The organism is Sphingomonas lacunae (assembly GCF_012979535.1).
Taxonomy (GTDB): domain Bacteria; phylum Pseudomonadota; class Alphaproteobacteria; order Sphingomonadales; family Sphingomonadaceae; genus Sphingopyxis; species Sphingopyxis lacunae.
Window position 1 is genome coordinate 1,438,478 of sequence record NZ_CP053015.1, and the last position, 19,120, is coordinate 1,457,597.

The 19,120-nt window shown below is 61.8% G+C and carries 16 protein-coding genes; 8 read left to right on the forward strand and 8 right to left on the reverse strand.

Annotation, left to right across the window (positions count from 1 at the left end):
* Positions 1 to 50 precede the first annotated feature (50 nt).
* On the forward strand, positions 51 to 2,216 hold the full coding sequence (locus GV829_RS06810; protein ID WP_169945185.1) for a TonB-dependent receptor: 2,166 nt from the start codon (positions 51 to 53) through the stop codon (positions 2,214 to 2,216).
* 67 nt (positions 2,217 to 2,283) lie between these two features.
* On the opposite strand, the gene GV829_RS06815 is transcribed toward GV829_RS06810, so the two are convergent.
* From GV829_RS06815 to GV829_RS06840, 6 genes are all read right to left on the reverse strand, one after another.
* Entirely contained in the window at positions 2,284 to 2,628 is a 345-nt protein-coding gene (locus GV829_RS06815) for an arsenate reductase family protein (protein WP_169945187.1), read from the reverse strand.
* Positions 2,629 to 2,633: 5 nt separating this feature from the next.
* The gene (locus GV829_RS06820; protein ID WP_169948048.1) at positions 2,634 to 3,200 is read right to left on the reverse strand and encodes a gamma carbonic anhydrase family protein; all 567 of its coding nucleotides are present in this window, start codon (positions 3,198 to 3,200) and stop codon (positions 2,634 to 2,636) included.
* 2 nt (positions 3,201 to 3,202) lie between these two features.
* Entirely contained in the window at positions 3,203 to 5,479 is a 2,277-nt protein-coding gene (locus tag GV829_RS06825; RefSeq protein WP_169945189.1) for a spermidine synthase, read from the reverse strand.
* A complete protein-coding gene (locus GV829_RS06830; protein ID WP_246203099.1) occupies positions 5,476 to 6,102 on the reverse strand; it encodes a GNAT family N-acetyltransferase in 627 nt (208 codons plus the stop codon). Before GV829_RS06830 ends, GV829_RS06825 begins: the two co-directional genes overlap by 4 nt.
* Entirely contained in the window at positions 6,077 to 7,066 is a 990-nt protein-coding gene (gene hemB / locus GV829_RS06835) for a porphobilinogen synthase (RefSeq protein ID WP_169945191.1), read from the reverse strand. Before hemB ends, GV829_RS06830 begins: the two co-directional genes overlap by 26 nt.
* A gap of 89 nt (positions 7,067 to 7,155) precedes the next feature.
* On the reverse strand, positions 7,156 to 8,694 hold the full coding sequence (locus GV829_RS06840; protein WP_169945193.1) for a M23 family metallopeptidase: 1,539 nt from the start codon (positions 8,692 to 8,694) through the stop codon (positions 7,156 to 7,158).
* A gap of 367 nt (positions 8,695 to 9,061) precedes the next feature.
* Here GV829_RS06840 and GV829_RS06845 point away from each other — a divergent pair, with 367 nt between their 5' ends.
* The 6 genes from GV829_RS06845 (at position 9,062) to GV829_RS06870 (ending at position 15,693) form a co-directional block, all read left to right on the forward strand.
* Complete coding sequence (locus tag GV829_RS06845; protein WP_212612154.1) at positions 9,062 to 12,175, forward strand: helicase-related protein; 3,114 nt, start codon at positions 9,062 to 9,064, stop codon at positions 12,173 to 12,175.
* A gap of 38 nt (positions 12,176 to 12,213) precedes the next feature.
* On the forward strand, positions 12,214 to 12,567 hold the full coding sequence (locus tag GV829_RS06850; RefSeq protein ID WP_425505444.1) for a S4 domain-containing protein: 354 nt from the start codon (positions 12,214 to 12,216) through the stop codon (positions 12,565 to 12,567).
* A gap of 92 nt (positions 12,568 to 12,659) precedes the next feature.
* The gene (fdxA, locus tag GV829_RS06855) at positions 12,660 to 12,998 is read left to right on the forward strand and encodes a ferredoxin FdxA (protein WP_169945195.1); all 339 of its coding nucleotides are present in this window, start codon (positions 12,660 to 12,662) and stop codon (positions 12,996 to 12,998) included.
* A 445-nt stretch (positions 12,999 to 13,443) separates the two neighbouring features.
* A complete protein-coding gene (locus GV829_RS06860; protein ID WP_169945196.1) occupies positions 13,444 to 13,974 on the forward strand; it encodes a CarD family transcriptional regulator in 531 nt (176 codons plus the stop codon).
* Positions 13,975 to 14,111: 137 nt separating this feature from the next.
* On the forward strand, positions 14,112 to 14,858 hold the full coding sequence (locus tag GV829_RS06865; protein ID WP_169945198.1) for a head GIN domain-containing protein: 747 nt from the start codon (positions 14,112 to 14,114) through the stop codon (positions 14,856 to 14,858).
* A gap of 70 nt (positions 14,859 to 14,928) precedes the next feature.
* Complete coding sequence (locus GV829_RS06870; RefSeq protein ID WP_169945200.1) at positions 14,929 to 15,693, forward strand: GIN domain-containing protein; 765 nt, start codon at positions 14,929 to 14,931, stop codon at positions 15,691 to 15,693.
* An 8-nt stretch (positions 15,694 to 15,701) separates the two neighbouring features.
* Here the strand turns inward: GV829_RS06870 and GV829_RS06875 are convergent, their stop codons facing one another.
* Positions 15,702 to 17,807, reverse strand: a complete 2,106-nt coding sequence (locus GV829_RS06875) for a RelA/SpoT family protein (RefSeq protein ID WP_169945202.1) — start codon at positions 17,805 to 17,807, stop codon at positions 15,702 to 15,704.
* Between the two features lie 215 nt (positions 17,808 to 18,022).
* Complete coding sequence (locus GV829_RS06880) at positions 18,023 to 18,364, reverse strand: CC_3452 family protein (RefSeq protein ID WP_169945204.1); 342 nt, start codon at positions 18,362 to 18,364, stop codon at positions 18,023 to 18,025.
* 181 nt (positions 18,365 to 18,545) lie between these two features.
* On the opposite strand from GV829_RS06880, the gene GV829_RS06885 reads away from it, so the two are divergent.
* Positions 18,546 to 19,115, forward strand: a complete 570-nt coding sequence (locus GV829_RS06885) for a winged helix-turn-helix transcriptional regulator (protein WP_169945206.1) — start codon at positions 18,546 to 18,548, stop codon at positions 19,113 to 19,115.
* Positions 19,116 to 19,120: the final 5 nt, after the last annotated feature.

Below are 19,120 nucleotides of genomic sequence, written 5' to 3' on the forward strand. Positions count from 1 at the left end.
ATTGCAAATGAGAACGACTCGCATTAACACCCTTCACAGAAGGGAAACCAATGACACTCTCCAAACCGAAGCCGCGCTGCCAGGCACTCGCCGGCCTGGCCATCAGCGCCCTGGCACTTGGCCATCCTCTGCCGGCCCTCGCCCAGTTGGCCAATGAGGCACCGCAAGTCACTGATGATGTGGCCTTCACTGGAGAAAATAACGACATTCTCGTCACCGCCACGCGCGAAGGCTATGCCGTTGCCAACACGTCGAGCGGCACCAAAACGGACACACCGGTTATCGACATTCCCCAGTCGATCAGCGTGCTCACCGCGCAACAGATCGAGGATCAGGCGATCCGAAGCATTGGTGACCTTGTCCGTATGGTTCCCGGCGTTTCACCGGGCCAGGGTGAAGGCAATCGCGACCAAATCACCCTGCGTGGCAATAATAGCACCGCCGATTTTTTCACCGATGGCCTGCGCGATGATGTCCAGCAGTATCGCAGCTTTTACAATGTCGAACGCGTAGAGGTGCTAAAGGGCAGCAATGCCATGATCTTTGGCCGTGGCGGTGGCGGCGGTGTCGTCAATCGTATCCTAAAAAGCCCGGATGCATCTGGCCAGTTCGGTCAGTTGAACGGTTCGATTGACAGTTTTGGGGCATGGTTCGGCACGCTCGATGTCAACGTGCCCATCGGGGAAGGTGCGGCCTTCCGGATCAATGGTCAGTATGAAGAACTCGACAACCATCGCCAGTCTTTCCAAGGCCATCGCTGGGCAGTCAACCCGACCCTGGCCTTCACCCTGGGCAGCAGCCGCATCCTGATCGGCTATGAACATGTGGAAGACCAGCGCATTGTCGACCGCGGCGTGCCGTCGCTCAACAACCGGCCGCTGGACGGTTTTGATGAAACCTTGTTCGGCGTGCTGGCCGACAATCACACCGGTTTCAACGGGGATGCCATACGCGCGCGGTCGATCCACGAACTGAGCGGGTCGCTGACCCTGTCGACCAGTTTCCTCTATGGTGACTATGACAAATATTACAGCAACGTTTTCCCCACCTCTGCGGTGCGGACCGTGGGCGGGACGCGGCAACTGGACGTACAGGCCTATCAGGATTTCACCCAGCGGGAGACGCTGATCGGTCAGGCCAACCTGACCTGGCGCACCAACATTGGCGGGATGGATCATGTGTTGCTCATCGGCGCCGAGGGAACCCGGCAGGATGGTACCAGCGAACGGATCAACGGCTATTTTGGCCCGACAGGGACCGGATCGGCGAACCGAACGCAGACCGTTGATCTGGCGGAACGGATGGTTATTCCTGCTCCACGCTTTGTCGCTGGCCCTGCCGGCAACAGCAATCGTGCGGCCAGTGTCACCCTCGATCAGGTCAGCGTCTATGCGCAGGACCAGATCAGTCTGACCGAGCAGCTGCAACTTATCGCGGGCTTGCGCTATGATCGCTTCTCGCTCGATGTCGGCAATGTCTTTACCGGCACCCGGTTCAGCCGGACCGATGAACTTTGGTCACCCCGTGCGGGGCTGTTGTTCAAACCCGACGAGAACAGCTCGCTTTATGCCAGCTGGTCGCGTAGCTATCTGCCGCAGTCAGGTGACCAGTTCAGCTCGCTCGACGCGACACTGGTGACGCTCGAGCCGGAAAAGTTCGACAATTACGAAATCGGGGCCAAGTGGAATGTCACGCCGTCTCTCTTCCTGACAGCCGCAGCCTATGTTCTCGACCGGTCGAACAGCCGAGCTGCGGGTCCAGTCCCGGGGACGATTGTCCTCACCGGACGGCAACGGACCAAGGGCGTCGAACTTGCCCTGACAGGTCGAATCCTGCCGCATTGGCAAATTTCCGCTGGATATGGCTATACCGATGCCGAAGTGCTCGACGGTGATACAGCCGGTCGCCGTGTTGCCCAGGTGCCCCGTCATTCGGCGTCCCTGTGGAATCGCTACGAGGTCAGTCATGAGCTGGCGGTCGGCCTCGGCGTCGTTCACCAGGCGCGTTACTTTGCCAATATCAGCAACACTGTGATCGTGCCGGCCTTTACCCGTGTCGATGCTGCGCTCTTCCTGCGTCTCTCCGAATCGATCGACGCCCAGCTGAATGTCGAAAATCTGTTGGGGGCGGACTATTATTCTGCCGCCCACAGTGATCAGAACATCATGCCCGGTGCGCCCACCAACGTGCGTCTCACGGTCAAGTTCGCCTTTTGACGCTTCTCCCCCCGGAGGCTCCCCTGCATCATTCCTCTCCCCGATGCAGGGGAGCAACGGCGGCGGCTCAGAGGATTTCCTGCACCTTGTCCTGCGGGCGGCACAGGCGCACGCCCTTGTCTGTTTCTACAAAGGGCCGCTCGACATAGGCGGAATGGCTGGCCATCGCGTCGAGGATGGTCGCGTCATCTGCACCGGTCAGGCCGCGTTCCTCCGCGTCAGTGCCCCGCACGCGCAGCGCCTGTCGTGGAGTCAGGCCGGCCGACTTGATCAGGCCGGCGATCCTTTCCCTGTCATACGGCTGCTCAAGGTAACGGATCACGGTCAAGTCCACACCCGGCGCTTCCTGGAGGATAGCCAGAGTTTTGCGGGATGTGCCGCAATTGGGATTGTGCCAGATCGTTGCCTTCATTCCGCTCATCCTCCGTTGATGGCTTCATTGTGCCGTTTGGCATTATGCACATAATGGGCGACCCCCAGCCGCATTTCGGCCAGTGCCATTTCCGGCAGGTCGCGCATCTTGGCGGCGGGACGCCCGCCCCACAGCTCTCCCGACGGGATCCGCTTGCCCGGAGGCAACAGCGCGCCGGCGGCCAGCATCCCGTCACTTTCGATCACGCAGCCATTCATTGTCGTGGTGGAAAGTCCGACGAAGGCGCGGTCCTGCAATATGGTGCCATGCACCATCGCCATATGACCAATCAGCACATCGTCGCCTATGATGGTGGGATAGCCGTCGGGCCGGCGCGGGTCGGGTCCGTCGCAATGGATAACGCTGCCATCCTGTACATTGGTGCGGGCGCCGATGACAATGCGGCTGACATCCGCCCGCAGAACGCAATTGTACCAAATGCTGGACTCCTCACCGATGGTGACATCGCCGACGATGACACAGCCAGGCGCTATAAAGGCACTGTCGGCAATTACCGGTCGCTTGTCATCGAGGGCGATCAGCGTGACTCCGTGGCGGCCATGGTCAGATATGATCACCGGAAAAATCCTTCGGTCATGATGAGGGGTAGAACAGACGCATAATCATCGGTCCACAGCCGCGCCTTGCGGCTCGTGTCGAGTGCTTGCCAACTGCCACGTCCACCAGCTTCGCTGGCGGATGCGGTGACCAGCCGGTCGAGTGCTGCCTGATCGCGGGCCATGGCGACCCAGATCGACCCGGTGCGTGCAAGCTCCTCGTCCTGCTCTGAGGGCTCGTCATGGCGCAGCATGGCATGCCAGCCATCCTGTTGCACCAGCGCGTTGAGGACCGGTTCCAAGTCAATGTAGCGATTGGAGATATGCACCAGCACAACGCCATCCGGCGTGATGGCGCGCTGATAGACACCAAAGGCCTCTCGCGTCAGCAGGTGGAGAGGAATGGCATCAGATGAAAAGGCGTCGATCGCCAAGAGGTTGTAGCTGTGCTGTGGCACCTCCAGCAGCTTTAACCGGGCATCGCCAAGCAGGATCGGCACGCCCTGCGCACAGCGAGGCATGAAGCTGAACTTGCCGGAATCGCGGGCAATTTCCACCATGGCCGGATCAATTTCAAAAAATGTCCATTGCTGGCCCGGCCGTCGGTAACAGGCCAAGGTGCCTGTGCCGAGGCCAACAACACCGATGGAGGCCGTTTCGCCGTACAGGCGCTGTGCCTGGCTGAATGCGAGCCCGACACCACTGGTCGGCCCATAGTAGCTGGTCGCCGTCAACGCCTGACCGGGACCGGTCAGCTGGGTCCCGTGCAATGTGGTGCCATGCGACAGCAGGCGGCGATTGGTCTCAAGATCATCGCGCACCGTATAGACACCGAAATAGCTGCGTACGCGCTGACCGGTCGTGCTCGTCTCCAATGTCGCCGCGCCGCCAAAGCCGATCATCAGAGACACCAATGTCGCAACATAGGCCAAACGCCAGCCAATCGAGGCCAGGCCAATGAAAACCAGCAAGGCGATGGCGGCCAGTTCGGGCTCACGGAACCAGCCGGTCCATGCGCGAACCAGCCATATGCCGGCCAAAACCGCGGCAAGGGCGAGTGCCAGCGCCACGATGCGATGACCCTGTGCGTTGAGTTTGAGCCAGTTGCCCCAGGGTACCAGGGGCGGCAACGGGATCAGCAATGCCGCAGCGAGCAACAGCAACGGATGCTCATAGACCCAGTCGAACAGCAGCGGTGCGATCAACGCGCAGAAGAGCCCGCCCAAAGCGCCTCCGACAGACATCACCAGATAGAATAGGGTCAGCCGGTCCGGCGCTGGCCGCAGGCTATAGAGCCGACTGTGCAGCGATACGGCCACCGTGAACAGCATGATCAGGCTGGTCGCGGCGATGACCATGCCCCCGCTGCCTTGTGACAGCATCGAAATGCCGCCGGTCAGGAACAGCATGGGCGGGGCGAGCAGGGTGAAGAACCCCTTGAACAGCGTGCCTTCGCCAAAGGCGATCGAAAAGCTGAGCAGATACAGTCCCAGCGGGATTGCCCACATCAGCGGCATCGCCATGATGTCGGTGGTCAGGTGAGTGGTGGTCGACAGCATCAGGCCCGATGGAACTGCCGACAACGCAATCCACAGGGCAATCGTCTTGGCGCCCGGCGCCGGGCTGGGCGTGCCATCGTCGTTGCCATCCGTGTCGGAAATGGCGGAGACCGGCCTCGCGGCTATAGCCCGGCTCGCCTGCACGCCGCAGGCAATCACCAGCAGCAACAGCAAGAGATAGAGGACGCTCCAACTCCAGCTTTGCCAATCGAGATACATATTGGGTTCGACCAACAGCGGATATGCGATCAGCCCGCCAAAGCTGCCAAGGTTCGAGGCCGCATAGAGTGCGTAGGGATTGGCACCGGGCGCCCCATCGGCAAACCAGCGCTGCATCAGTGGAGCCTGCGCCGATACGGCGAACAACAGGGGGCCTACCGATGCCAGCAGCAGCCAGGGAACGAACAGGAAAACCTGATTATCGCCTGGAGGGGTCAAGTTGGCGAGGCCCACCGGCAAGGAGATGATTGCCGCAAGACCCAGCAGCCCGCCATGCAACATCACCTGCCGTTTCAGGGTAAATCGGCCGATCCAGTGCGCCCAGGCATACCCACCCAGCAACAGTGCCTGATAGACCAGCATCGCGCTGTTCCATACGGCCGGCGCGCCACCGAGCTTCGGCAGCGCCATTCGCGCAACCATCGGCTGGACCATGAACAACAGGAAGGATCCGACCAGGATCGTCACGGTGAACAGCCAGCGTGACGCTGGCCGATAAGGCGTGTCTGTGCTCATGTGGTCCAATCTTCCTTGTCGATCCGGTAGACGATAATATGCTCGCTACCACCCCCGGCAAAACCGCCCGTGAAATCAAGGTCGCGCGCGCGGACCATGCCTAATCGTTGCATCAGCCCCCATGACGCGGCATTTTCCGCGACGGTAAAGGCGACGACATGCGGTGCGCCAAAACGATGAAAGGCCGCACTGAGGGTGGCCTCGGCCGCTTCCCGCGCATAGCCCAGCCCCTGGGCATCCTCGCGCAGGCGCCAGCCAATTTCATGGTCGCCAACATTGCTGGCGCCATCGCTATTGACGCGTTTCAGCCCGCAAAAGCCGAGGATGGCGCGGTCGGACTTGCGCTCTGCGATCCAGAAACAATGTCCATGGCTCGCGGCACAGGCCCGGTTACGGGCTACAAAGGCGTCAAACTCGGCGTCACTCTGTATCCCGCCCAGCCAGCGCATGACCGTCGGCGTGTTGAGATGAAACTTGAAGGGTGCACTATCCTCGTCGCGCCATTCGCGCAGGATCAGGCGCGGCGTTTCGATGACGACTTTGTCGCCATCCCGCTGCTCCCTGCTGTCCCTGCCCAGTGCCCCCACCATGCCGGCCTCAGCCGCCGAGCAGTCGGGCCGCATGGGCGGCGTGATAGGTCAAAATCCCGGAACAACCCGCCCGTTTGAAGGCAAGCAATGTTTCGAGCACCAGTGCGTCGCGTTCCCCCGCACCGGCGGCCACAGCCGCTTCGATCATCGCATATTCACCGGACACCTGATAGGCGAACACCGGTACGCCGAATTGGGCGCGCACCGCGCTGACAATATCAAGATAGGGGAGGCCGGGCTTGACCATCACGCTGTCGGCTCCCTCAGCCAGATCTAGCGCCACCTCGCGCAACGCTTCTTCCGCATTGCCGGGATCCATCTGGTAACCGCGCTTGTCACCCTTCAGCAGCCCGCGCGATCCGACCGCATCGCGGAACGGTCCATAAAAGGCGCTGGCATATTTGGCCGCGTAGCTCATGATCTGAACGTTGACGAGACCTTCGATTTCCAGTGCGCCACGAATGGCGCCGACCCGTCCGTCCATCATGTCGGAAGGCGCGACAATGTCGGCGCCGGCGCGGGCAAGGGTCAACGCCTGTTCGGCCAACACCTCTACTGTCGCGTCATTCATGACATAACCGGCATCATCGACCAGCCCGTCCTGGCCATGGCTGGTATAGGGATCCAGCGCGACATCGGCGAGTACGCCGAGATCGTCCCCCACGGCATCCTTGATCGCCCGTATCGTGGTACATGCAAGATTGTCCGGGTTCAGCGCCTCGCGCCCGTCCGCGCTGCGGCGATCGGCCGGGGTGTTGGGGAATAGGGCTATGGCCGGGATGCCCAATGTCACTGCCTCACGCGCCTGGGCGACGATCCCCTTGATGCCCCAGCGGCTAACATGGGGCAGGGAAGCGATCGGTTCCTCCCCTTCGCCCGATGTGACAAACATCGGCCAAATCAGGTCCTCAACCCCCAGCCGGTTCTCTCGATGGAGATTGCGGCTCCAGCCGGTGGTTCGGGTGCGGCGCAGGCGAAGGGCGGGATATTGGCTCATGGCTGCCTGCTATTGCCCAGCTTGTCTTGGTCGGCAAGCTTCAACGGGAGAAGAAGGCGCCCCGACCACCAAGGGGTCCATCAATGGGTTCAACGGCCGGCGGTAACAGCACGCGCAACGCCCGGTGTGTTGGGCAGTGGCGCGGCAGCCGCACGGCTTGTCGGTGCGGCGACCGCCGGCCGGGCCGCGCTGCGCAGATGGGCGTTGGGCGCGACCGATGTCAGTTCCGCAAGTCGGGCGCGGAAGGCCGCGAGGTCGGAGCCAGTGAGCACGGCGCGTGTTGTGAACTGAACGGTTGCCGGATTGATCTGGCGTCCGTTGCGGGTCAGTTCATAGTGAAGGTGAGGACCAGTCGACAGGCCCGAAGATCCGACATAGCCGATGATCTGCCCGCGCCGCACCCTCTCTCCGGAACTGACGGCGAGGCGGCTCATATGGGCATAGGCAGAGCCAAGGCCACCGGCATGCGCCAGGCGGATAAACCGGCCATAACCGCCATTGTAACCGGCGAAGCTGACCGTTCCGTCGGTAACCGCATAGACCGGGGCGCCATAGGGTGCGCCAAAGTCTATGCCTGCATGCATCCGCGTATAGCCGAGGATGGGATGGCGTCGGCCACCAAAACCGGATGTCACACGACCGGAGACCGGTTGCACCAGACCGGCGCGCTGCTGTCCAACACCAGACGCTTCATACCATTGTTCGCGACCGTCAACCTTCCAGGGCAGCATGCGCAGCCTCGGGCGACCGTTGCTGATCAAGCCGGCGTACAACAGTTTGCCAACTTCTGTCTCACCTGTTTCCGCGCGGCGATGGGCCACGATGATGTCAAATTCATCGCTGGCGTTAATGTCCCGGCTGACCGAAATCTGGCCGGCGATGGTACGCAAATAATCCTGTATCGCGCTGGGCGGGGCACCAGCAGCCCGCGCCGATCGATACAGGCTTTCGCCGACCCGACCGCGAATGCGCAGCGGCGTATCATCGACCCGAATGGCGATGCGATCCATGTGCAGCCCGCTACCTTCGCGGGAAAGTTCAAGCCGCAGGTCGAGCGCCGCACGAAAGGCGAGTGATTCCACGGGACGTGGATCGGTGCGCACGGCTCGGCGACCAAGCACAAGGTCGATCCTGGTGCCGTCGGGAATGGCAGTCAGCGGGACCGCATCGGCCACCATCGCCGCAATCCGTCCCGCTTCGCCACTGCCCACCCCTGAACGTTCGAGCAGGCGGGTAAAGCTGTCGCCCTGACCCAAAGTGGCGGTCAATTCGATGCGAGGCCGTTCCGGCGCGCTTGCTAGCGGTTGGACAACATCGGTCGCAGCCATGCGCCGGCCCGTATCGGCGCCCCATGCCAGCGGCGTGATCGTCTGTGCTCTGGCCAATTCCCAGTCATCTGACTGCATGGGCGCGGCATGGGCTTCTACGGGCCGCAGCCCCGGCCAGGCCGCTGCCGCTGTTCCGCACAGCATCGCCAGCGTGGCGAGTCCGCGCCACCACCGGCGCGAACCAATATCCTGTCCCAAATCCGGAGCCCAATCGAAATCGGCCAGCCATTCGCGCCAGCTCGTCGGCTCGTCGGCCACAGGCTTGTTGCCAAAACGGCCCGCGCCAAGCACCTGTGCCATGGCCAGGGATGCGGTGCCCTGAGGCGCCTGCTCGCCCGAATGGTCTTGATGATCTTGTCTCAACACACCCAGAGCGACCCCCGATGCGCTGTCCGCCCAACCATCATGGCGGAGAGGACCGCGAGCACATCCTTTTATTGATCGAACTCCTGTAGGCATCGATGGTTAATGTCAATTTAATGGCCGGCGAAACAGCCGTTTCCTGCGGTCACTGCTTCATTTTGCGCGCCAAAATGCGGTGACCGCGTAGACAAGGTGATCCGGCATCGCTTTCGTTTCAATGCCGAAGGTGCCAGCGTAATATTCTGTGCCAATTGGCGACCTTTTTTTGCTTGCCCCGGAGAGTTAGTCGGGCGAGTTAGAACCCATGAAGCCCCATGTTCATGCCGCGCTCAGCGCCGTCCTCGGTCCAACCAACACCGGAAAAACCCATCTCGCCGTTGAACGGATGATGGGCCACAGCAGCGGTATGATGGGCTTTCCGCTCCGATTGCTGGCCCGCGAAGTCTATGACCGCGTGGTCGCTTTGCGCGGTGAAGCCTCGGTGGCGTTGGTCACTGGTGAAGAACGTATCTGGCCGGAAACTGCCCGCTATCTGTTGTGCACTGCCGAAGCGATGCCGATCAACGCCCAGGTGCGCGACCCGGTGAATGATGCACTGCGCGATGTGGCCTTTGTCGCGCTCGATGAAGCTCAGATCGGGCAGGATCGGGAGCGCGGACATGTGTTCACCTCTCGCCTGCTGCATGCGCGGGGCCGTGAAGAAACCATGATCCTTGGTTCAGGCAGCCTGGCTCCGGCTGTGCGCACCCTGCTGCCGGAAGCGCTGATCACCACCCGCCCGCGCTTTTCGACTCTCAGCTATGACGGGCCGCGCAAATTGCAGCGACTGCCGCCGCGCAGTGTCATCGTCGCCTTTTCCGCGGAGGAGGTTTACACGATTGCCGAGGCACTGCGTCGTGTTTCGGGCGGTGCAGCTGTTGTCATGGGGGCGCTGTCGCCTGCCACGCGCAATGCCCAGGTGGCGATGTTCCAGGCAGGCGAAGTTGACTATCTCGTCGCTACCGACGCTATCGGGATGGGGTTGAACCTGGATGTCAGCCATGTCGCCTTTGCCAGCCTGAACAAATTTGATGGCGTCCGCCAACGGCGCCTTACAGTGGCAGAGATGGCCCAGATCGCTGGCCGCGCCGGTCGTCACCAGCGGGACGGAACATTCGGTTCGGTGGGTGGCGAGACGGCCTTCACTGAAGAGGAAATCCGCGCGATTGAGGAACATCATTTCCCGCCGGTCGATTGGCTGTACTGGCGCAATCCCGAACCGGACACTTCATCGATTGCCGCGCTGCTGACCGATCTGGAAGCGGCGCCACCGCATCCGGCCCTGCGTCCTGCCCCCGAATCCACTGACCTGGCGGTGTTGCGCCGTATGGCGGAAGATGCTGATGCGGTTGAACTGGTCGATGGCCCGTCCGCTGTCCGCCGCCTTTGGTCGGCCGCTTCCCTGCCTGATTTCCGCAAATCAGGGCCCGAAGCCCATGGCCGCCTCGTCGCGCGGTTGTGGCAGGATCTGGGCAAGGGCAAGGGGCATATCGATGCCGCTTGGTTCACTGGTCAGCTGCGGGCGCTCGACAATGTCGAGGGCAGTGTCGAACAATTGGCAGATCGCATCGCTGCCGTGCGTACATTCTGCTACATTGCTCATCGCCCCGACTGGCTCGCCGATCCGGCGGGCATGGCGGAAGAGGCCAGGGGCCTGGAATCGCGCCTTTCCGATGCCCTGCATCAGGCATTGACCGCTCGTTTCGTCGACAGGCGGACCACTGTACTGCTGCGCGCGTTGGGACAGGATGCGTCCAACCTGACGGTCAAGGTCAGCGAAGAAGGTCTGGTCCGAGTTGACGGGGAGGCGATTGGCCGGCTCGAAGGTTTCAGCTTCCGTGTAGATCCCTCGGCCCGTGCTGCCGACCAGCGCATGTTGTTGGCTGCTGCGGAACGGCATCTCGCTGTCGAACTTGCCTCGCGCGGGACCGCGTTGGCTTCCGCACCCGATGCCCATCTCGCGCTGGCAATCTCGGCGGATGCCATGCCGGCCATCCAGTGGCACGGATTGACTGTGGCCACGTTGACAAAGGGCAAGCACCGCCTCGCGCCCCGTATCACGTTGGACAAACCTGTGGCCGCGCTCGACAGCCATGTCGTCGCCGCGATCATCGCCCGGCTTCAGGCCTTTCTCGACAATAAAATCGGCCGCCATCTAAGGGTGTTGATCTCTATGGCGGCGCGGATGCGGGAAGCTGATGCCGCGCCCGACCTGCGCGCCATCCTTGCGGCGCTGGTAGATGCTGGCAGCCATGTGCCGCGCGAACCCTTGGACGAAGCGCTGGCCAAGTTGCCGCCTGAGGCGCGCGAAGAATTGAGGCGTTTTGGCATCCGTGTCGGCTCGTTGGACCTGTTCCACCCGGCCTTGCTCAAACCATCGCCGCTGGAATGGTTGACTGCCATTGAAGCGGCCTGGACCAATGTACCTGGATCAGTGCCGCCGCCGCCGGGCATAGCGTTGGTTGCTGCGGAGAGTGATGATCAGTCGCCGATTGCCGGTTTCCGGCGGGTGGGCAAATGGTGGCTGCGCGTCGACCTTGCCGAAAGGATCGCCTTCCACACCCATTCCATGCGCCGTAGCCAACTGGAGGCCTTTGCCACCGAGCGTCAGGCAAGAAAGGCGGGATCAACCGGACAAAAGGACCAGGATGGCAGCTCACTTGCCGGCGAGGCTGATTGCCCGGCCGATGGTGTGGCTGAGCAAAATGCGAAGCCGCCGGTTGCCGATTTGCCATCGGAAACGGACGCGCCGGCAGGGGCAGGGGCAGGGGCAGGGGCAGGGGCAGGGGCAGTGGCAGGGGCCTCGCCGGCTCCATTGGATGAACCGGTCCCTGCGCCGCCCACGTCTCAAAGGCGCCCGGAAGGCAGTTTCCGCATTGATCCGGAACTGGCTCGTTCGATTGGCCTGCCGCTTGAAGACCGGCTAGTGCTGTTGCGGCTGTTGGGGTTTGCTGCGCATGACATGCCTGCCAATCTGACAGTCGAACAGGAACCGCTGTTGTGGTGGCGATGGCATGGTCGAAAGGGCGGGCAAATGCGTCGCCAGCAGGCGCGCGCTCGCCACCTTGCCTCACCAAAGGGAAAAGAACGGCCGCCGCGCTCTGTGACCGGGCAGGATGGTGGCCGGCGCGATGGTGGCCGTCGCAATGCGGACAGGCCCGATGCCAACGACCATCGCCAACGACACAAGGACAAGGGTCAGGGCCGCTATTCCGGTTCAGGCAAATCCGGGCAGGGCGCTCCGGGCCGTTCCCAGGAGTCGGCTCGGGGCCTGCGGCCCGGCCGGACCGGCGCAAAGCAGGGCGTCAATGTGCATAGCCCCTTTGCCGCACTGGCTGGCCTGTTCGACAAAAAGGACAAAACTGAAGGCGATGCCTGACCTTCCTGCCTGTCGCCGCTGCTATTGTTTGGCCGGCAATGGTTGAACCGGTGGACCGTGGTCAGTCCGCCGCTGGGCGGGATCAGGCGGTGATGACCGGGCTGCGGATCGACAAGCTGCTCTGGTATCTGCGGCTTGCTCCGACCCGTTCGGCAGCGCAGGCTCTGGTTGCGGCTGGACACCTGCGGATTGATGGACGGCGGGTCGAACGATCGAGCGCCATTGTAAGGAACGGCTCGCTGCTGGTCATGCCCGGTCCGCCGCGTGTGCGCGTGCTTCGTCTGGTCAGCCTGCCACATCGGCGTGGGCCGCCTGCGGAAGCCGCGGCATGTTACATCGACATGGCCGTCGAGGAAGGAGACGGAAAAGCAGAATCGGCGCTGTTGACCTGATCAGCGGCTTGACGCCCACGCATGCATCGGCATAGCAGGGGTTGAACCGACGGGCCTGATAGACGGGCCTTTATCCAGGGGAGCCTTTCGCAATGACCTATGTCGTCACCGACGCCTGCATCAAATGCAAATATATGGATTGCGTAGAGGTTTGCCCCGTCGATTGCTTCTATGAAGGCGAAAACATGCTGGTGATCAATCCCAGCGAGTGCATCGATTGCGGTGTGTGCGAACCGGAATGCCCGGCCGAAGCCATTTTGCCCGATACCGAAAGCGGCCTTGAGAAGTGGCTGGAACTCAACAACAGCTTCTCCGCACAGTGGCCCAACATCACCACCAAGAAGGACAGCCCTGCCGACGCAGACGAATATAAGGGCGTCGAAGACAAATATGAGAAGTTCTTCTCGCCCGAACCGGGTGAGGGTGACTGAGCCATAGCCGACGTTCCCTAGCGAGGCGGCGATTCGGCTCCCGCCGCTGTCGTCTCATGGACAGCCTGAACCGGCTTTTTTGCCGATGGCATGACCGAAAGCTGGGCTAGATACGGCCCTGCAATGGGCAGGTGGCAGCCAAGAAGTGATGGCTGAACGGAGACTGGGCGCGCGCTAGCAATTTTCGGGCGTTTATGTTACAGGTGATTCCAACAGTGGCAGGGGGCTCGCGTTTGGGCCCGCCGCACTGCCTCCGCTTGACGAAAGTGATTGGATTGTCGTTCGAAAAGTCCCGCGTACGGACAGTGTAGCCCACATGATCGCTGCCTTGTGACGATTGGCCTGTCTCCAGGCCGGTTGCGCAGCCGATTCCGTATGAGCCGGTAGACTTCGGCGCCGACCTTCCTCTCCCACTTGCCGGCGGGTGACATGGAAAGGACAGACTATGACTGCCAAGGCGCACGCGTTCGACGTTGGCGATTATGTTGTTTACCCCAAGCATGGGGTTGGCCGGGTGATGGAGCTTCTCCACCAGGAAATCGCCGGCATGTCGCTGGAACTTTATGTCCTGCGCTTTGAGAAGGAAAAGATGACGCTGCGCGTGCCGGTCAACAAGGTTGAAAGCGTTGGCATGCGCAAACTGTCATCGGACAAGACGCTCAAGGAAGCGCTCGACATCCTCAAGACCAAGCCCAAGGTAAAGCGCACCATGTGGTCGCGGCGCGCCCAGGAATATGAAGCCAAGATCAATTCGGGCGACCTGGTGTCGATTGCCGAAGTGACGCGCGATCTGTTCCGCCCCGATGATCAACCGGAGCAGAGCTATTCCGAGCGTCAGATTTTCGAGGCGGCGTCGAGCCGTCTGGCGCGGGAAATCGCCGCGATGGAGGAAATTGACGAGAAGGCGGCGCAGGCCAAGATTCTGGAAATCCTGAACAAATATGCACCGCAGTTCCATCCGCCGGTGGGTGCCTGACCGGTATAGCCGACGTTCGCGCAGACAAGCCAAAGGGCCGCAGCGATGCGGCCCTTTTCTTTTTGCACCCTTGACGGCTACTGCCGCGTATTATACTGATAATACAGTATCGGGCAGGGGGCTGTCAGGAGATACGCATGCGCAACTGGGCAACCCTGTCGGCCATAGTGGCCATATCACTTTCGGTTTCGGCCTGTGGAGAGGTTCGCTTCGGGGATGACGGGCCTGGCACCCCCGGCACAGAAGTATCCGCGACCGGTAACACCGCAACCCGCAGCTATGCCTTGACCGGTTTCAGCGAGATTGTTGCAGCAGGGCCGGATTCGGTTGTTGTGCGCCAGGGCGATGCCTTTTCGGTTCAGGCCAGGGGTGACCGCGCCCTGCTCGACGGGCTTGTCCTCACAGTGGACGGCAATGCGCTCGAAATACGCCGCCGCAACGGTCTCAACTGGAATGGCGGTCATGCCACCATTACCGTAACCTTGCCTGCGCTCAGCGGCATCGTGGTGGCTGGTTCGGGCGACGTGACCGCAGATACATTGACCGGTGAAAGCGCCGCCGTGACTGTCGCGGGTTCAGGTGATGTCGCGCTCGCTGGCGTCGACGCGCGCAAGCTGGAAATGAGTGTCGCCGGATCGGGCAGCATCACCATCGCCGGCAAGGCGGAGGAAGTGAAATCGACGATTGCCGGCTCGGGCGACATCAGCGCCACAGCTTTCAGTGCGACCAAGGCAGATGTAAGTGTCATCGGATCGGGCGGCGTCAGCATGACCGTCACCGGTACGGCGGATGTCAGCACCGCCGGTTCGGGTGACGTCACCATCACCGGTGGTGCCACCTGTACCAGAAGCAGGATGGGCTCCGGCGAGATCAGCTGCTCTTGACCGGGCATTGGCCGGGGCCAGGGGGACATGCCGCTTGCGCCCCGCGCCACGCCCGTGCCACATCTGTGGCATGACCAAGCCCTTGTCCCTTTTCATCCTGTCGTCAGCGGTGCTGCTGTGTTGTGCGGCGCCCGTTGAGGCGCAGACACTTCAGACCAAGCGCTTTGGCCTGTCGAGTTTCGAGCGGGTCGAGGTGCAGGGTGACATGATCGTCGAGATCAGTGCCAGTCCCTCTATTTCGGCGGTGGCCGAGGGACCATCAACGGCGCTTGACACATTGTCGCTAGAGGTGCGGGAACGGACGCTGGTCATTCGCCACGCCTTTGAAGGTTCCTATGGTCAGCGGCAAGCGCATGGTCAGGGCAGTGGCCCGGTACGCGTCCGCCTGACCGCTCAGAACCTTTCTTCCGTCAGCCTCGCCGGCTCGGGCACGGTCCGGGTTGAAGGGTTGCGTGGATCTTCGATCCAGCTTGTCGTTGACGGGGCGGGCAGTATTGCCGGTTCCATCCCCGATGGTGCGGTGGTCAGCAGCCGCGCGGTCGGCAGTGGCAGCATCACCCTCAGCGGCCGGGCCCGTTCGCTCACCGCCATTACCAATGGCGCGGCCAGCATCAACGCCGCCGGACTGCCGGTCCGGGATCTGACTGTGCAGGCGGTTGGGTCAGGGGCGAGCAGTTTCGCTGCGTCTGCGACGGCCAATATATTCGCAATGGGTTCTGCCAATGTTGCGGTCAGCGGACGACCGCGCTGCACCGTACGCAATGCCGGAGCTGGCACCATTGCATGCGGTGATGATGCGAGGAGCCGCTTGCCGCAAAGCGCTGACAACCGCTGATTTCGGGGTCATGCCCGGTCAGCCGAGACCACCGCGTCAGATGCGCGCAGCGAAGACAATATACTCATCAGATGGGCGACATCCTTGACCTCCAGGTCAAGCTCAAAGCCGTGGAACCCGCCCTCACGCGTGGCCAGCCTGAGGTTCACAATATTGGCCCCGGCTCTTGCGATGATGGCTGTGATCTCTGCCAGCATCCCGGGCTGGTTGCGATTGACCACCATCAGCCGCGCTGTGCCGCCCTCGCTGTCGCGTTGCCAGCGAACGTCGATCCAGTCGGCATCTTCGCCATTGGCCAGCATGTCGCAGTCGATAGCGTGGATTTCGATGCCCTGATCGGGCCGTGACAGGCCGACGATGCGATCACCCGGCACCGGGTGGCAGCATTCGGCCAGCGTATAGGCAACGCCGGGTGTCAGCCCCTCTATGCTGATCGGCCGCGCCGGGTCGATCCGCACGCCCTCGCGTTTCAGGTCGGCGACGATGCCGGGCACCAGCGCCTCCATCACCTCACTGTCGCGCAACCGTTGCCGGCCAACCGCATAGTGCAGGTCGTCCACAGTGCCGAGCTTGAGGCGACCGAGAGCCATTCTGATCGCCTTGTCCCCGATTTTGACCGGAAGGCGGCGGACGATGTCCTCGAACAATTTTTCGCCCAGCGCGATGGTCTCATCCCGTTCCTTGTGCCGGACATGCCGCCGGATTGCCGCCCGCGCCTTGCCAGTGACGACAAAGCCCATCCATGCCGGTTCGGGATTCTGCTTGTCGCTCGTCAATATTTCGACCGTGTCGCCATTCGCCAATTGGGTGCGCAGCGGAACCAGCCGCCCATTGACCTTGGCACCCACGGTCCGGTCGCCCAGTTCGGTATGCACCGCATAGGCAAAATCGACAGGCGTTGCCCCCTTGGGCAGCTGGTGCAGCGCCCCTTTTGGGGTAAAGGCAAAGATCCGGTCCTGATACATTGCCATGCGGGTATGTTCGAGGATGTCCTCCGCATCCTGGGCAGTATCGAGGATTTCGACGAGATCGCGGATCCAACCGGCCTGCCCGTCAGGCAGCGTTCCCTGCTTGTAGGCCCAGTGCGCCGCCAGACCGAACTCGCCCTGCTTGTGCATTTCGCGGCTGCGAATCTGGATTTCGATCCGCATGTTCTCGCCACGCATCACCGTCGTATGCAGCGATTGATAACCGTTGCGCTTTGGTGTCGAAATAAAGTCCTTGAACCGGCCCGGGACCATTTTCCACTTGCGGTGCAATATGCCCAGCGCGCGGTAGCAATCGTCGGCACTGGCGGTGATCACGCGGAATGCGATGATGTCGGTGACCTGTTCGAAACTGACGTGGCGCTCCTGCATCTTGCGCCAGACAGAATAGGGGTGCTTGGCCCTTCCTGTGACCTCGGCCTCTATGCCGCTGGCTGCCAATAGCGCCCGGATTTCCTCGTTGATTTTGGCCACCCGGTCGACCCCGCCGGCGGTCAGCTTGTCGAGCTGGCCGGTGATGGTGGCATAGGCATCCGGTTCCAGCTCGCGGAATGCCAGCAACTGCATTTCGCGCATGAACTCATACATGCCGATCCGTTCCGCAAGCGGCGCGTAGATGTCCATTGTCTCACGGGCAATGCGGCGGCGCTTCTCTTCCTTGGGGATGAAGTGCAATGTGCGCATATTGTGCAGCCGGTCGGCCAGCTTGACCAACAGCACACGGATGTCATCCGACATGGCCAGCAGGAATTTGCGCAGATTTTCCGCCGCCTTTTCGCGTTCGGTCTCGGCGGCAATTTCCTTTTGCTCAATCTGGCTGAGTTTGGTCACACCATCGACCAGCCGGGCCACATCTTGGCCGAACAGCCGCTCAATCTCTTCGGGCGTGGTCAGCGTGTCTTCGAGCGTGTCGTGGAGCAGGGCGGTGATGATCGTGTCCTGATCAAGCTTGAGCTCGGTCAATATGCCCGCCACCTCAACCGGGTGGCTGAAATAGGGGTCACCACTGGCGCGCTTTTGGCTGCCATGTTTCTGGACGGTGAACACATAGGCGCGATTGAGCGCGTCCTCGTCCGCATCGGGATCATATTCCCGAACAGTCTCCACAAGTTGATATTGCCGCAACATAGCGCAAATGTGGGGCAAAGGGGTTTGGTTGCAACCTCTTTGTTGATCAACGGGCCCCTGCTTCTCGAATTTGGCGGCTGCCAGGCGATCCTGGCAGGGAATCCGGCCACAAAAAACCGCGCCTTCCCGAATGGCAGGGAAAGCGCGGTCTTTTGGAGCGGGGCGGCGTTAGAGGGGCACAGCCGAAGCCCGCTCCCCGAGAGAGATCAAACGTCTCAGCCGGCCGATTGGTTGCAACGGGCCAGCGCTTCGGCGTCAAAGGTTTCGCCATTGGCGGTGAAGCTGGTAACCGGGCCCAGTTCACGGACCAGGCGGCCGCAAATCACGCCAGGGCGGCTGGTACCGCGGGGCGCAGTGCAGTTGGTGCCTTCGCAGGCCCAGACGACACCGCCTGCAACCGTGCGCGGTTCTGCCGGTGCGGCATTCAGCGTGGCACTGTAGAAACCGGCGCGCGTCTGGGCGGTTGCGGCCGCACCTGCGAACAGGCTGGCGACAATTACAATGGCACCCGCCATGGAGGCAAAGTGCTGCAACGGAGAAAGACGAAGTGCGTTCATGGGGGGAGAGCCCTTATGTTGGTGGCTCCCGCTTTTGTGCGGGATGCCGGGTTACGTCCTTTTTGGACGGTCAACCAAATAGGTTGCGATCCGCCACCTAGTGTCGTAGGTTGCGCATTGCAACCCTTTAATCGCAAAAAAATGGCTTGGGCTGCAACAATAATCAGGGCAGACTGAGCAGATGGGCATGTTGCGAGAACCATTGGCGGAAATTGGCGAGTGCGGCCTGCCGTCGGCGCTTGAGGTGATGGGTGAACGCTGGTCGTTCATGATTCTCCGCGCCGCGCTCAATGGCGTCCATCATTTTGAGGAATTTCAGAATGAACTGGGCATCGCCCGCAACATATTGTCCAACCGTCTGCAACGGCTGGTAGCGCACGGCATCCTTCAACGGACCGTGATGGAATGTGACCGGCGGAAGGTCATGTATCAGCTGACCGAAAAGGGCTCAGACCTGTTGCCGGCCATGGTCGCTCTGCGCCAGTGGGGAGAGAAATGGGGATCAGGCGTGCCCTCGACCCCGGTTCTCGTTGATGTCTGCGACCTGCAACCCATTTTGCCGGTGTCGATTCAGGCCCATGATGGTCGCACATTGGGCAAGCATGACCTGTGCTGGATGCACGCGCACGAAATCCGGCCGATTGGCGCGCGCGACGGTTCATCGCCCCGTCCCGCAAGGCCCAATGTCTCAGATGTTGAGGACTGCGTCATGGTGGATGCGCATGGCGCGCGCCTGGCAGCGCGGGGCTGACTCAC